The organism is Shinella sp. WSJ-2, from assembly GCF_003432075.1.
In the GTDB taxonomy this organism is placed as follows: Bacteria; Pseudomonadota; Alphaproteobacteria; order Rhizobiales; family Rhizobiaceae; genus Shinella.
This window is the reverse complement of the sequence record NZ_QWBU01000015.1, coordinates 24,721-38,959: the sequence shown is the minus strand read 5'-3', so window position 1 is coordinate 38,959 and position 14,239 is coordinate 24,721. Positions and strand designations below refer to the sequence as shown.

Below are 14,239 nucleotides of genomic sequence, written 5' to 3'. Positions count from 1 at the left end.
GCTGGGAACTGGTCGAATTGTCCCGTCGAGGAACCCCCTTGATCCGTCAGCAACCTGATGCCAACGCCTATCCATGCGCACGCCATTGGTTGCGGCTTTTCGCACTTCCTCGCCCGGAACACCGGCTGCTCGATCTTCTGGTGTGAAAATCTCCTCGAACCGCCGCCCTAGCATTTCGGCTTCCGGCCATCCGAAAGTTTCCTGCGCACCGCCAAACCAGCTCGTTATCATCGATCGTCAGGATGATATAATCTTTTGCACCTTCAACGATCAACCTTAGCTTGGTCTCGCTATCCCGGAGCGCCTCGACTGCCTGCATGCGGTCCGTTACCTCGACAAAGATGATGACAAATTTGTCGTCACCGGTCGATTGTATATAGCCGTCGAACCAGCGGTCGAGCGTGCCGACCTTCCGGACAAATCGCTTATTTTGGCCGCTTTCGACGACCTCGGCGACATCGGAAACCCATTCTTCTTCAAAGCTTGGGAAAATTTCTCGAATTGTGCGGCCCGGCACGTTGTCCGCGGGATAACCGACCAGTTCGCCAAATGCCGGGTTAACGGTGTCATATCGCCAGTCGACGATGCTACCATCGACATCACGGACGACCGAGCCGACGATGATGCCTTCTTCCAGTTGTTCGAACAGCGAACTCCATCGGCGCTCGGCCACAAATGTGGCGATCTGGTTGGATGCCACCTTGCCGATACGGCTAAGCAGCTCGAGTTCGTTCTCGCTCCAGGTTCTCGGTTCGCCGTCAATCGCCGCCAGTGCCCCGATCACCATGCCGTCCGGCATCGTCACCGGTACGCCCATATAGGAGATCACGCCCAAATCCGTGATAGCAAGATTGTCTCTGACCAAATCGTGGATAGTGGCGTCACCGATGACCAACGGTTTTTTGTCGCGCACGACGTGTTGACAGAACGAGTGGGTGAGAGGGGTCTCTGCGGCCTCTGCCCATTTATCCGGTAGACCGAGGTGAGCAATGAAAACCTGGCGGTCTTCATCCAGGATAGACACAAGCGCCACCGGACAGTTCAGCCCGGCTTTGACCACTTCGATAATGTCCTGAAATTCTGACTGGACCGGAGCATCGAGCAGGCCTGAATTTCGAACGGCGCCAATGTGCTCCGACGGTGAACTCACTGTGGATCCTTTGCCGCGCAAATGCGGAGTTGATCATGCCGTAAGGGTGGCAAGGACGGCAGGGGAGAGAACAAGACTTGGAGGCGGAACCAACGACGTAGCACGACCATCGACGACGCTTTCAAGAAACTTCATGGCGTTTTGCAGCCCGTTCATCGTGTAGGGCTTTTCGATTGCCCCGAGCGCTCCAGCGAAATCTTCCGGAATCCGTTTGAGGTTACCCGAAACGAACACGAATGGTATCGCTTTGGCCGAAAGATAGCGGCCGACATCAATGCCCGTCGGTCCGTCCAGCAACTGGATATCGAGAAAAGCGAACTGAGGCGCGGTGGTATCGATGAGCTCGATAGCTTGCCGGCTGTCAACAGCAGTTCCGACAACGATATGGCCTGCGTCCTCCACTTCGCTCTCCAACTCCATGGCAAGCAGGACTTCGTCCTCGACAATTAAGATATTCAAGGCAAACCCTCTCAGTCCTTAACGGACAACGTGACGCTAACATCTGTCCGATGGCCGGTCACGACTCGATCCATTTTAGCGCGTAGCTGCTTAAGGCATGCCTCAAGCATGGTTTCGCTGAACGCCGCTTCCTCTTGATCGACATCGACCGGCGAGACCGTATCCACGACCCGGATCAAAAAATGACCGTTGAGCCGTCTGATCTCGAGGTGGATTTCTCCACCCCCATCACTCAGACCTCTGCGTATCGCGTCACCGACCAGTTCGTTAATGATGAGGGCCAATGGTGATGCTTTAGTCGCCGGGACGACTACCTCGCGGAGATCCGTCGTCATCCGTATGTCCGAGCGCTTCAGTGCACCAATCTTGTCGAGCATCAAAGTATTTGCGAAGTCGGCAACATCAAAATGCCCGACCTCTTCGTCGTTCAGAAGTTTGCGTTGAACAGTACTGAGTGCCTCGACCCGATTGAGGACCGACATCAGCGTCCGTTCGACGACACTATTTTCGGTCATGCGGGCCTGAAGCTTGACGATCGAAGCGATTGTAAGCAGATTATTTTTGACCCTGTGGTCGACCTCGTGAACCAGCGTGGTCTTGGCGCGAAGCGCGTCAGTCAAATCAGCCGTACGCAGCGCCACTTCCTCTTCGGCCAGGTGACGGGCACGGGCGAGTTCGGCTTCCTTGCTTTTGATGTCCGTGAAGTCTAGTTGTGAAGCGAAAAAATAGATAACTTCGCCCGATGCGTCGCGGACCGGGCTAACAAAGAGCGCATTCCAGAACTTGGATCCGTCCTTTCGGTAATTGAGGATGTCGATCGCAAGGTCTTCCTCCGCGTTAATTGCTTGCCGAAGCCTCGAGACAGCGCTGGGGTCGGTATCAGGACCTTGAAGAAGGCGACAATTGGTGCCGATCAGCTCGTCGTTCGAGTAGCCTGTCAGTTTACAGAACGCCGAATTGCAAAAAATTATTGGGTTGTCTTGCTGACGCGGATCGGTGATCAGCATAGGCATGCGGGTTGCTTTGAAAGCAGCTGCAAACGGGTCTTCAGAAGCGTGGCCTGCAACAAGACGCTCCCCGGCGTCTCTGGCGTCCTGCCGGTTATGGGCGTTGTCGGTCATGCTGGGTCCTGGGATGGTAACGCTTTTGAATGCGCTAGGAGCGGTTTTGTTCCACGAAACTAGGTATATTAGCGCGCGATTTTCTTGTTCTAATACAACTCTCCTTCGGTTTACGGCCTACCTACTCTTTGAATGTCGGGCCAAAGGGCGTGAAGGCAGCATGTTGCCAGGGACCGTTAAGATAGGCCCAGAGATCGAGGCCAACGATGTTGATGTGACAAGGGCTAAAGTTCACATATAGTTCGCGATGAAGTGCATCTGCCTTTGCTCGAGTGACTTTATTTTGGATGGTGATGTGCGGGTGCCAAGTTTGTCTATCCTGAGGACCGAGCCAGGATACAAACTCGCTTTTCAACGCCGCACGAACGCCATCGAGCTCTGGGCTGGCGATTACGAAGGCGACGCCGGCACCCAAGTGCCTGACAGCACTGACCTCGGCTGTGAAAGGTTTCATTTTCTCGACCCTTTGGTAAAGTCGCTCGACAATCAGCGCCTGATATTCTCCGGGGAGCCGATGAAACATCGTCAGGTGGGCACGGAGGAAGTTTCGGTTTGGCGGGAAATGCGTCTGTCTTAGTCGGTCGAATGGCTCAAGATCCCGTTCCTCGATCCGGGCAGTGAGAATGAGCGGATAGCGCGTCTTCAATCGATACTCCTGTTTCAAGCCGAGCACGACCACGCTATTTCGGCGGCGGTCAAAGAGGATGCGGACGGACTCTCGATAACATGATGCTGTCAAGTGATGAATTCGCCCTTGATAGGAGCTGACTTGATGGGGTTGGACCCTTGTCTTGGAGCCGGTGGGTGCAGCAGCTCTGTCGACCATCTGGACCTGGGAAGCTATCGCCGGTTGGCTTTTCCTTGTCATCTTCGCGTCACTGATCGGCTACAGCATATATATGCAGCTCTTGCGCGACATCGGCCCGGCACGAGCCGGGGGTTCGCCTTCGTTTCGCCAGCCATCGCAGTCGGCGTCGGTGGGGTACTGGTTGGCGAGGTCATCACGCTCCAAAGCGCCGCCGGCATGACTACGATGATGCTCGCTTCGATAGGTTGTCTGTTGGCAGATCGGATTGGCCCCGTCGTTTTGGCGTTAAAGAAAGCTTGTGCAACCTATCGAAGCCAGTCCAAACGGAGCCAGAGTGAAGACGCTGTTTTCATGCGCACGTTCACTTGGACGACGTGTCCCAATAAAGTAGAATGGTAGAATATTGTCTAACCAGGTAGAACGGAGAGCCGTTCCATGAGGCTCAATGTCAAGGACCCCGAAGCGGACCTTCTCGCTCAGGCCATCGCCCATGCGACCGGACAGAGTATGAGCCGCGTCGTGACCGACGCTCTGCGTGAGCGGTATGAGCAAATTCAGAAACAGAGGGGAAGGGCTTCTGTGGAAGAACTTCTGGCGATCGCCGACAGGGCTGCAGCTCATCTAAAACGACCTTATGCCCATCACGCCGAGTTGCTCTATGACGAGGACGGTTTGCCGAAATGATTGTCGACACATCCGCGATGGTGGCAATTCTCTTCGGCTAGCCGGAAGCCATTTCTTTCACCCGACTGATCCACTCTCGCGTGTCGACAAATAGTGGATAATTTTCAGTCGCCCGAGAATGTCCGGCATCAGAATCAGTAGTCGCCCACCTTCCACTTAGCACGCAATATGCGCCTGTCTCGGACGAGCTTTTCTGCTGTGAAAACAGCGCCCTGTATCAGGGCGGCGCTGCTCCCATTGCCGGGTGTCCTCAATAGTCGCGCCTCAATCAGAATCAGGCACGCCGCATTCAACTGACGAACGCGGTAACCGCTGAGTGATCCCCACTTCTGAATTGTTTACGCGCGGCTGCCGCGCTTGGCCGTTTCCCGGGGCCTGGTCTTCGTCACGCCCGTCACGTCTCGACCGGCCCTGTCTTGTGCTGGATTTGACTTTGCGTTTTTATACACGACAATTTATGAGAGAAAGACCAATTGAGCGCACTTGGAGCCTCGAACATTTGAAAAAGCAACAAAAGAACTTTGTCGTTGAGTACAAGGGTGCGCGTCGAAAAACCGTCCCGCAATCCAACTCGATCTGGGGCAGCGTGTCCGTCGTCGAATGATTTGAGACTTTTCGGGCTCTGGAAGAATGGAGTTTTCGGCTCGGTTTTCGGATTGATCTAAGCTGCTTTTCTCTGGTGGTTCAAGCGGCGCAGTCTGATGGTCTCTCGTTTGATCCTTTCACGTTCGAGCAGGATGGTGTGGCCGCGCCCGAAGTAGACGTCGGCCGGTGTGAGATTGTCGAGGCTCTCGTGGTATCGGCGATGATTGTAGTGCTCGACGAAAGCCGCGATCTGCGCCTCGAGGTCTTCCTGGAAGAAGTAGTTTTCCAGGAGGATGCGGTTCTTCAGGGTCTGATGCCAGCGTTCGATTTTCCCTTGCGTCTGGGGATGGCCCGGAGCACCATGGACCTGCTCGATCTTGTATTTCTCCAGCCATTCACCGAGATCGGAAGCGACGTAAGACGGGCCGTTGTCGGATAGCAGGCGCGGCCGGTGTTCGACCTTGACCTTGTCGCAGCCTGAAGCCGCCAGCGCCAGGTTGAGCGTGTCGGTGACGTCCTCTACCTTCATACTGGTGCACAGCTTCCAGGCGACAATGTAGCGCGAGAAGTCGTCGAGGATGGTCGACAGATAGAACCATCCCCAGCCGATGACTTTCAGGTAGGTGAAGTCAGTCTGCCACATCTCGTTCGGTCGGGTGGTCTTGTCCTTGAACTCGTCATTGGCTTTGATGACGATATAGGCTGGCGAGGTGATCAGGTCGTGGGCCTTGAGCAGGCGATAAACCGAAGCCTCTGAGACGAAATAGCTTTCCGTGTCGGTGAACTTCACCGCCAGCTCGCGCGGCGACAGGTCAGCATGGTCCAGCGCCATGGTGATGATGCGATCCTTGACGCCATCTGGAATGCGGTTCCACACCCGTGACGGCGCGGACGTTCGATCCTCCAGGCCTTCCACGCCGCAGGTCAGGAACCGGTCATACCACCTATAGAACGTCGGTCTTGGAATGCCGAGCTTGTCGAGGGTTTGCCTGGTCGACAGATGCGATTGCTCGACGAGCCGGATGATCTCAAGCTTTTCGGTGGCGGGGTATCTCATTCGTCGTCGCCCCCATGCCCGATCATGCTTTTTTTGAGCAGGCGGTTTTCCAGGGTGAGGTCGGCCAACGCCTCTTTCAGGTCGCGGCTTTCAGGCGCAGCGCCTTCACTTCGTCAGTGGTCGCTGATCGGGCGGTGTCACCGGCAAGCCGCTTCTTGCCTGCTTCGAGGAATTCCTTCGACCAGCTATAATATAGGCTCTCAGCAATCCCCTCGCGGCGGCAAATCGTGGCGATGCCGTCTTCACCGCGAAGGCCTTCCAGCACGATGCGGATTTTATCCTCCGCCGAATGGTGCTTGCGCGTGGCGCGGCGGATGTCCTTGATCGTCTTCTCAGACGCTGACGACTGCGGCCCGGATTTCTGTCTCATCTTCGCTTCCTTTGATTGAGCTACGATGAGCCGAAAATCCTCTCTTCTCAACTAAACCAGTTCTGTCTCAAGGGCGCTGACCCGGGACACCGCGCGCCATCTGCAAAGGCTTGCCAAGCGTCGTCGCGAAATCGCCGCGGAAATTTTTGCGCCGCCTCAAAAGGCTTATGCAGACTTTGTACGCCGTTTCCCCTATTCGGAAACAGCGCATCAAACGTCCGCTATTCAAGCGGTCTTGCAGGACCTGAGCTCTGGAAGGCCGATGAACCGCCTCGTCTGCGGCGACGTTGGTTTTGGGAAAACCGAAGTCGCTTTGAGGGCTGCGGCCGCAGTCGCCTTATGTGGCGCGCAGGTGTTGGTTATAGCGCCGAAGACAGTTCTGGCGCGGCAGCATTATCTCATATTCCAGCGTCGATTTGCCAACACGAACGTCAATGTCGAGATGCTGTCGAGGGTGGTCGAGCGAAAGACGGCAGAACAGGTGAAAACCGGCTTGGCCTCGGGCGACGTTGGGATTGTCATCGCCACCCAGGCCGTTCTTGCCAAGAGTGTGCGTTTCGCTCGGCTTGGCCTTTTGATAATTGATGAAGAACACAAGTTTGGAGCGCGCGACAAGGAGGCGATGCGGTCGCGCTCCCCCGCGCTGCATGTATTGACCATGTCGGCAACCCCGATCCCGCGGACATTGCAATCGGCGATGATCGGCATCCAGGACGTTAGTATTCTCGCGACTTCGCCGTCAAAGCGCCGTCCAGTTAGAACGACGCTGGGACCATTCGATGGCGTTTCGATGCGTGTTGCATTGTTGCGCGAGTTTCGCCGTGGCGGACAGAGCTTCGTCGTAGTGCCGCAAATTGAAGATATCGACGGTGTTCACAAAATTCTAAGAGATATCGTTCCCGAACTTTCGGTCCGCGTCGCACACGCTAAAATGAAAGCGTCTGAGATGGACGCGGTCATGGTCGGGTTCGGCGATGGCGACGGCGACATTCTGTTGTCCACCAATATCATCGAGAGCGGCCTCGACGTACCGCGTGCCAACACCATCTTCACCTGGCGGGCCGATCGTTTTGGCATTGCGCAGTTGCATCAATTGCGTGGCAGAGTGGGACGCAGCCGAAGACAGGGTTCAGCCATGCTTCTGGCCGAAGACGGCATCGCGCAAGAAACACGCGCCAGACTGTCGGCGATGGAGACCTACGATCGTTTGGGCGCAGGCTTTGCTCTTAGCATGCAGGACCTCGATAAGCGCGGCGCTGGTGACATTGTTGGCGACGATCAGGCCGGTCACATCAAACTGCTTGGCATTAGTCTTTACCAGAAGCTGTTGGAGCGCGCGGTGCTGGCACGCACCGAGGGTTTCTCTCGCGAACAGCAGGATGTCCCGATCAACCTCGGCGTCACCCAAATCATACCATCCGGTTACGTCGGGGACAGCACGGTCAGACTGAACCTCTATGCCCGGCTGCTGCGCGCTCGTGATCAAAAAGCCTTGGACGAGTTCGAAGAAGAGTTTGAAGATCGTTTTGGTGAACTGCCTGATGAAGTGTCCATCTTGATCCGGCTGGCCAGGCTTCGCGTTGCTGCCAGCCAAATTGGCATTTGCAAGATTGACGCTGGACCACGCGGCCTAGCTTTAACTTTCGAAGCGACGCCCAGCCGCAAGCAAATTGAAGCAATAATGACGGTCTACCAGGGTGAATACCGTAACGAACGGCTCATATTCACGCTCCCAACGGGAAACGGGCTTCAGCGGCTAACATTCCTCGAGAATATTTTGCGCAGACTTATACCAGCCCGAAGCTAAACCCTACATGCGCGATCCATTTGGCTGAGCGTCGGAATGTCGCAAACATGAAATTAGGTCAGATACAAATACCGCACGGTTATTGCGACACACGCTAGGGGACGCAGGGGGCAGCCGACGGTTCCCGGCGACCTTTGACATAACGGGGATGTTGCTCACGACCATGACGGCTTTCGTGGAGAGGTCTGAGTTGGCCGTTGTGATCCTACGCGATGTGCCAGTCTGGGGCGAGAACAGGCGTAGACCACGCTCATCGTGGCTCCTTCAAATGACGAGCTTAATAGCGCCATCCACGAGCCCCGGACCGGGTATCCAGCGGCATTGGAGGGTATCGGCCCCGTGGGCGATCGCGCGCAGTTTGGGGGCATCAAAATCAATACACTCCAGCTACAAATAGTCGCGAAGCGGCGTCATTGATCATTGGACGGCTTCGCTTTCGAGGATCTTATCGATCGTGATCGGCAAGTTTCGGATGCGCTTGCCAGTCGCATGGAAGATCGCATTTGAAACAGCGGCGGCGACGCCGACGATGCCGATTTCGCCAAGTCCCTTCACACCAATCGGGCTTGCCCTTTGATCTTGCTCCTCAACGAATATCACATCGATGTCGTGAATATCGGCATGGGCAGGTACATGATATTCCGCAAGATTGTGATTCATAATGCGGCCGGTGCGATGATCGATCAGGCCTTCTTCATGCAGAGCCATGCCGATCCCCATTACAACGCCGCCCAGGATCTGGCTACGAGCGGTCTTGGCGTTAAGGATTCGACCGGCCGCGACTGCGCTCACAACGCGCGTTACACGCACGACGCCCAGCTCTTCATCGATCTTGACCTCAACGAAGACCGCTGAATGGCTGTAGGCGGCATAGCGCCTCATCGACAAGATATCCGGCCCCACCTTGGCCTGCTCCTCGACTGCGTCGAGGCCCGCCGCGGCCATGATGTCGGCAATCGCCGTGCCGACCTGGTGATTGGCTTCAAGAACAAGACGTCCTTCAGAAATTTCGACCTGCTCTTCGCTCGCCTCGGCGAGCGGCGAATTCTCCATCGACTGGGCATGACCCAGAAGCGTCTTCACGACGGCTTTCGCCGCCGCCTGGACGGCCGAGCCGGTGGTCGCGGCCGTCCAGGAGCCGCCTTCGACCCCGGTCTTTGGAAGGTTGGACCTGCCGATGTCAACCGTCACCGCATCGATCGGACAGTCGAAGACCTCGGCCGCAAGCTGGCCGAGGATCGTATATGTTCCGGTTCCGATGTCCGAGGCCGCCGCGCTGACCGTGACGTGCCCATCGGCCGACAAGCGGACCTTTGCTTCGCCTTTCGACATCATGGCTTCCCAGATTCCGCCTGCCATGCCCCAACCGACGAGGTCGTTGCCATCGCGCATGGAGCGCGGTGTAGGCGAACGCGCCACCCAGCCGAAACGCTCCGCGCCCTCCCGGTAGCAGGCATGCAGCGCCTTGGACGTGATGGCTTTGTCCTGGTTCTGGTCACGATGGACGAAGTTTCGAACTCTCAGTTCCAGCGGATCGATGCCGACCTCGCAGGCGAGTTCATCCATCGCGGTTTCGAGCGCTGCCACGCCGCTCGCTGCGCCGGGCGCGCGCATATCGCCGGGCGTTGCGAGGTCGAGCTTTACGAGTTCGTAGGAGATTTTCACATTATCGCATTTGTAGGCGAGGCCGGACCAGTTCGCGACATTCTCCTGGTAATCCTCGTGGCGGGAGGTGGTATGCACCGCGTGGTGCAGGACGGCCTGAAGGTAGCCTTCGTCATCCGCCGCCAGCGAGACGGTCTGCACGCAGGACGGCCGCCAGGAGAGATAGAACATTTCCCGCCGCGTCATCTCGACCTTCATCGAACGGCTGAGATCGAGGCTTGCCATGACGGCGAGGAAGAGGTGGTGTTTCGGCCGCAGTGCCTGGCCAAAGGCGCCGCCGACAAAGTCGTTTTTCACGATCACCTTGTCGGGGTCGAGGCCGAACACGCCGCAGACGTAGTCGCGGCTGTTCTGCGAGCCTTGCGTCTTGTCTTGAATGGTGAGCCTGCCTTCATCTTCAAAGCGCACGGTAGCTGCAAACAGCTCCATCGGATTGTGATGTTCACCTGGCAGCACATAATCGGCAGAAACCTTGTGCGGTGCCGCGGCGAAAGCGGCCTCGGCGTCGCCGCGCGGCGGCGGGGGCAGAAACTGCTTCATGCGCGCGACCGGCGGCTCGTAACTGTTGTGCTGTTCCGCCACGATATGGGTGTTCGGGGTTTCGGCGGCATAATGCACATGGATCAAGCCGGCGGCGTCGCGTGCGGCTTCCGGCGTTTCTGCGACCACGAAAGCGACCGGCTGGCCATCGAACAGCACGCGGTCATTCTCCAGAGGACGGAACGGGTGGCCGGGCAGCGCCACGGCATCCTTCCACTTGCTATCGCGATAGGCCGCTTTCGGTCGGTTCTCATGGGTGTAGATCTTGACAACGCCCTGCAAGCGTTCCGCCGCGCGCGTGTCGATTGCCAGGATGCGGCCAGCTGCAATGGTGGCGAGCGCCACATGGCCGAACAGCATTCCGGGCTCGAAATGTTCTGCTGCGTATTTGGCCGCCCCCGTCACTTTGAGGGGCCCGTCGATGCGCGATACCGGCGAGCCGACGATTTTAGAACGGTCGAGCATGCTTGCCTCCTACTGGATTGCCTTGAGCGTTTGACTTTGGGGCCTGCCGCTAGCTGCCTGGCGCAATGCGCGCACGATCGCTTTGCGGGCGAGGAGAATCTTGAAGTCGTTTCCGCCAAGCCCTTTCGCCTCAAAGAGCAGGCGGTCGGCCACGCGCTGGAATGTTACATCCTCCGCCGGCGCACCGGCATATTCCGCTTCGACGAGGGGATCGCGCCATGGCCTGTGTGCTACACCACCAAGCGCGATACGAAGGTCGACGATGCGACCGTCGGCGATTTCCATCGCGGCGGCCACGGACACCAGAGCAAAGGCATAAGACAGACGATCTCGCAGCTTCAGATAGGTGTGGTGGCCGGCGAAACGATTGGCTTCCAGACGGATACCGGTAACGAGCTCATCGCGCGCAAGGGTATTGTCCCGCTGGGGTTCGTCCCCAGGCAAGCGGTGGAAATCCCCAAAGGCAATGTCCCTTGCGCTGTCGGGCCCCACCACCTCCACGGTCGCGTCCAGGGCCGCGAGCGCAACGCACATGTCCGAGGGGTGAACGGCGATGCATTTGTCGCTGGCGCCGAGGATGGCGTGCATGCGGGTGAGGCCGCCAATGGCTGCGCAGCCGCTGCCCGGTTCGCGCTTGTTACAGGGGGTGGAGGGGTCGTAGAAATAGGAACAGCGGGTTCGCTGCAGGAGGTTGCCGCCCGTCGTCGCGGCGTTGCGCAATTGCGGCGAGGCACCAGCGAGGATGGCGCTTGCAAGCAAGGGGAACCGTGCCTGAATCTGGGCATTATAGGCGACGGCGGAATTGCTCGCCAGCGCGCCGATGCGAAGGCCGCCATCAGGCAGTTCCTCGATTTCCTTCAAGGGAAGAGAATTAATGTCGATAATCGCGTCCGGGCGCTCCACGTCGTATTTCATGAGATCGACGAGATTGGTGCCGCCAGCCAGAAATTGGGCTTGCGGGCGGTCAGCGAGAATTGCGACGGCATCTGCAACGGTCTCGGCGCGTGTGTAGGTAAAGCGTTTCATTCCGCAGCCTCCCGATAGGAGGCTCTATCTGCGAGCACCTCCTCGATGGCGTCGGCTATGTTGGTATAGGCGCCACAACGACAGAGATTGCCGCTCATCAATTCGCGAATGTCTTCACGCGTGGAAGCATGCCCTTCGTTCAGCAGCCCGATGGTGGAACAGATCTGCCCCGGAGTGCAGTAGCCACACTGAAAGGCATCATGCTCGACGAACGCCTTCTGCACGGGATGCATTTCCTCAGGCGTGCCAAGACCTTCCACGGTGGTGATCGCAGCTCCCTCCAACGTGACGGCGAGCTTGAGGCAGGCGTTCATCCGCTGTCCCTCGATGAGGACCGTGCATGCGCCGCACTGGCCATGGTCGCATCCCTTCTTGGTGCCTGTCAGCTCAAGATCGCTGCGCAGAAGGTCGAGCAGCGTCGTCCAGGGATGGACGTCGAGCGTGTAGGGCTTGCCATTGATCGTGAGGGAGAGGGGACAGGTCGGAAAACGGTCTTCAAGCGCGGTGTCCATGGTGCTGCCTTTCATCACGAGGATGGGTCGCTAACGGGGGGCGATAGGCTTTGTTCCGCTGAACGATTGGTGAGGTGGACTTGCCGAAGCAGTCGGTAGTCGAGGATGAAGCTGTTCTTTTCTTCCTTGCGTCGTTCGTCTTTGGCTTTTTCGCTGTGGTCAGTCTTCTTCACCAGAATAAGGCTGCGCCTTGAAGAGGCGGGCAGCATGCGCCGTGTTGCGGGCGACGAGATCGAGCGTGGACCGCACGACCTCGGGGATTTCCGTCAGATCGACGAAATTGACCGAACCCATCGCTTCCCCGACCCAATAGGTCACGGCGTTGGCGGGAATGGTGAAACCGACATCGTTCAGCGCCTGAAAGAGTTCGGCTGAGACGTGATGAGCGCCGTCCTCGTTGCCGACGACGGCAACGGCGGCGACCCGACCATACGAAACCATCCGGCCTTCTTCGTCCTTTTCCTCCAGAAAGGCGTCCATACGCTCCAGCGCCCGTTTGCAGACGCTGGAGGGCTGGCCCATCCAGATCGGTGTGCCCATAATCAGGATATCGGCGTCGAGGATCCTCCGGCGGATATCGGGCCATGCGTCGCCTTCGCCTTCGTCAGAGGTCACACCGGGCTTGATGTCGTAATCGGCAAGCTGCATGAACTGCGTCGCTACGCCCAACGGTTCCATCGCGGCAGCGAGCAACTTCAACATGCGATCTGTCGATGATGGGTCTTCGGCGTGCGTCGTCTTGAGCGTGCAATTTAGTGCCAGGGCAGTCAGGGACATGACCATCTCACGATTTGGGTATGGATACCAACCGCCTCACTTCCCGGTTGTTCCCGCAATGACTCCGAACCTTTCAACCGCGTGCTTGTTCCATGCCCTATGGAGTGCAGCTCGCTTCTTTGCTCTTACTCTCGTCAGCCGTCGCTCCCACCGTGTCGGCGACGAAGGCGCCGCGCGCACCCATTGGGCGAGGCGGGCCCGTCGTCGTGTCCCGCGCTGTCTGATGTTCAAGCTCCGCATTCACCTCGGCACCCACGATAAGAATGCCAACCGACAGCCAAATCCAGATGAGCAGACCCATCAGGGCACCGAATGCTCCATAGGCAGCGTTATAGTCGGCGAAATTGCTGAGATAGAAAGAGAAGCCGGCGGACATGACGATCCACGCGACCACTGTCAGACCCGCACCCCATGTCAGCCAGCGCAGGCGCGCAGGCGCGCGGCTTGGTCCATACCGATAGATACAGGTCACGGCAACGAAAGCGAGCACCAAAAGTAGCGGCCATCGCAGGATCAGGAGGAGGCGCTCGTCGGACCCGTCCAGCCAAAGATAGGTCAGAGTAGCGGGCAATACGGCAACTAACCCGATCAACACGGTGAGCCCCAAGATTCCGCCGCTGGTGAACGCCAGCCCAATCATGTTTCGCTTGAAGAGACCGCGCTTTTCGTCTTCATCGTAAGCGACATTCATCGCGTCGAAGATCGCGAGAACGCCGTTTCGCGTACTCCAAAGTGCGATGATCAGGCCGGCGAAGAAGGTCAATCCCAGCGTTCGGTCCCGGCTTGCCGCAAGACTAGCGACCTGGTCGGCTACGATCTCGAAGGAGCCTGGTGGGAGAAGGGTTGCCAAGGCGTTCAGGTGATCGGCCATGGTCGATGGATCGGCGACAAGGCCATACAATGAAACCAAGGCCGCCAGAGCCGGAAAGATGGCAAGCAGGAGGTAGAAGGTTACCCCGGCCGAGATAAGCATCACCCGGTCTGTGGTAATCTCATGGAACACCCGCCAGAATACGTCACTAAGGCCGCGCACCGGTATCGATTCCGGCACTTCCGCTTCACGACCATGCGCATCGATCTTCTGCTCATCAGGATCGAGTGCGGACGCTCGCCTCTTCTGCGCCTCCGCCCAAAGCCCCACGCCTGCAAGTACCGCGAACGTGACCAGAACTGACAGACTCCTCTGGCTCGCGCGACGACCTTTCGACATTTC

General features: G+C 57.8%; 11 protein-coding genes and 1 pseudogene. 2 read left to right on the top strand and 10 right to left on the bottom strand.

Features of this window, described 5'->3' with window-relative positions; all coding sequences use genetic code 11:
• Positions 1 to 67 precede the first annotated feature (67 nt).
• From D0Y60_RS25140 to D0Y60_RS21915, 4 genes are all read right to left on the bottom strand, one after another.
• Positions 68 to 1,150, bottom strand: a complete 1,083-nt coding sequence (locus D0Y60_RS25140) for a GAF domain-containing protein (protein ID WP_245409268.1) — start codon at positions 1,148 to 1,150, stop codon at positions 68 to 70.
• Between the two features lie 33 nt (positions 1,151 to 1,183).
• Positions 1,184 to 1,609, bottom strand: a complete 426-nt coding sequence (locus D0Y60_RS21925; protein WP_117372080.1) for a response regulator — start codon at positions 1,607 to 1,609, stop codon at positions 1,184 to 1,186.
• Positions 1,610 to 1,620: 11 nt separating this feature from the next.
• Positions 1,621 to 2,730 (bottom strand): PAS domain-containing protein, encoded by a 1,110-nt coding sequence (locus tag D0Y60_RS21920; protein ID WP_117372079.1) that lies wholly within the window; start codon positions 2,728 to 2,730, stop codon positions 1,621 to 1,623.
• Positions 2,731 to 2,851: 121 nt separating this feature from the next.
• Positions 2,852 to 3,376 carry a 2'-5' RNA ligase family protein gene (locus D0Y60_RS21915; protein ID WP_245409267.1) on the bottom strand — a complete coding sequence of 175 codons (525 nt, stop codon included), beginning with the start codon at positions 3,374 to 3,376 and terminating at the stop codon, positions 2,852 to 2,854.
• A 597-nt stretch (positions 3,377 to 3,973) separates the two neighbouring features.
• Here D0Y60_RS21915 and D0Y60_RS21905 point away from each other — a divergent pair.
• Positions 3,974 to 4,222: a type II toxin-antitoxin system VapB family antitoxin gene (locus D0Y60_RS21905; RefSeq protein WP_117372077.1), complete on the top strand. Its 249-nt coding sequence runs from the start codon at positions 3,974 to 3,976 to the stop codon at positions 4,220 to 4,222.
• A 661-nt stretch (positions 4,223 to 4,883) separates the two neighbouring features.
• Here D0Y60_RS21905 and D0Y60_RS21900 read toward each other — a convergent pair.
• Positions 4,884 to 6,234, bottom strand: a pseudogene (locus tag D0Y60_RS21900) (IS3 family transposase).
• 76 nt (positions 6,235 to 6,310) lie between these two features.
• Between D0Y60_RS21900 and D0Y60_RS21895 the strand changes: the two are divergent.
• Positions 6,311 to 8,041, top strand: a complete 1,731-nt coding sequence (locus D0Y60_RS21895; protein ID WP_117372076.1) for a DEAD/DEAH box helicase — start codon at positions 6,311 to 6,313, stop codon at positions 8,039 to 8,041.
• Between the two features lie 417 nt (positions 8,042 to 8,458).
• Here D0Y60_RS21895 and D0Y60_RS21890 read toward each other — a convergent pair whose 3' ends face one another.
• The 5 genes from D0Y60_RS21890 to D0Y60_RS21870 form a co-directional block, all read right to left on the bottom strand.
• Entirely contained in the window at positions 8,459 to 10,711 is a 2,253-nt protein-coding gene (locus D0Y60_RS21890; RefSeq protein WP_117372075.1) for a xanthine dehydrogenase family protein molybdopterin-binding subunit, read from the bottom strand.
• Between the two features lie 9 nt (positions 10,712 to 10,720).
• Positions 10,721 to 11,737: a xanthine dehydrogenase family protein subunit M gene (locus D0Y60_RS21885; protein ID WP_117372074.1), complete on the bottom strand. Its 1,017-nt coding sequence runs from the start codon at positions 11,735 to 11,737 to the stop codon at positions 10,721 to 10,723.
• Positions 11,734 to 12,249, bottom strand: coding sequence for a 2Fe-2S iron-sulfur cluster-binding protein (locus D0Y60_RS21880; RefSeq protein WP_117372073.1), 516 nt, complete (start codon positions 12,247 to 12,249; stop codon positions 11,734 to 11,736). Before D0Y60_RS21880 ends, D0Y60_RS21885 begins: the two co-directional genes overlap by 4 nt.
• Before the next feature lie 159 nt (positions 12,250 to 12,408).
• Complete coding sequence (locus D0Y60_RS21875) at positions 12,409 to 13,026, bottom strand: flavodoxin family protein (protein ID WP_117372110.1); 618 nt, start codon at positions 13,024 to 13,026, stop codon at positions 12,409 to 12,411.
• A gap of 97 nt (positions 13,027 to 13,123) precedes the next feature.
• Positions 13,124 to 14,236 (bottom strand): YihY/virulence factor BrkB family protein, encoded by a 1,113-nt coding sequence (locus tag D0Y60_RS21870; RefSeq protein ID WP_117372072.1) that lies wholly within the window; start codon positions 14,234 to 14,236, stop codon positions 13,124 to 13,126.
• Between the last annotated feature and the right edge of the window lie 3 nt (positions 14,237 to 14,239).

What these genes read in the sequence shown, in the direction of transcription:
- D0Y60_RS21870 (WP_117372072.1), bottom strand. Translation starts at nt 14,236, where the DNA reads ATGTCGAAAGGTCGTCGCGCGAGCCAGAGGAGTCTGTCAGTTCTGGTC.
- D0Y60_RS21920 (WP_117372079.1), bottom strand. Translation starts at nt 2,730, where the DNA reads ATGACCGACAACGCCCATAACCGGCAGGACGCCAGAGACGCCGGGGAG.
- D0Y60_RS21875 (WP_117372110.1), bottom strand. Translation starts at nt 13,026, where the DNA reads ATGTCCCTGACTGCCCTGGCACTAAATTGCACGCTCAAGACGACGCAC.
- D0Y60_RS21890 (WP_117372075.1), bottom strand. Translation starts at nt 10,711, where the DNA reads ATGCTCGACCGTTCTAAAATCGTCGGCTCGCCGGTATCGCGCATCGAC.
- D0Y60_RS21905 (WP_117372077.1), top strand. Translation starts at nt 3,974, where the DNA reads ATGAGGCTCAATGTCAAGGACCCCGAAGCGGACCTTCTCGCTCAGGCC.
- D0Y60_RS21885 (WP_117372074.1), bottom strand. Translation starts at nt 11,737, where the DNA reads ATGAAACGCTTTACCTACACACGCGCCGAGACCGTTGCAGATGCCGTC.
- D0Y60_RS21880 (WP_117372073.1), bottom strand. Translation starts at nt 12,249, where the DNA reads ATGGACACCGCGCTTGAAGACCGTTTTCCGACCTGTCCCCTCTCCCTC.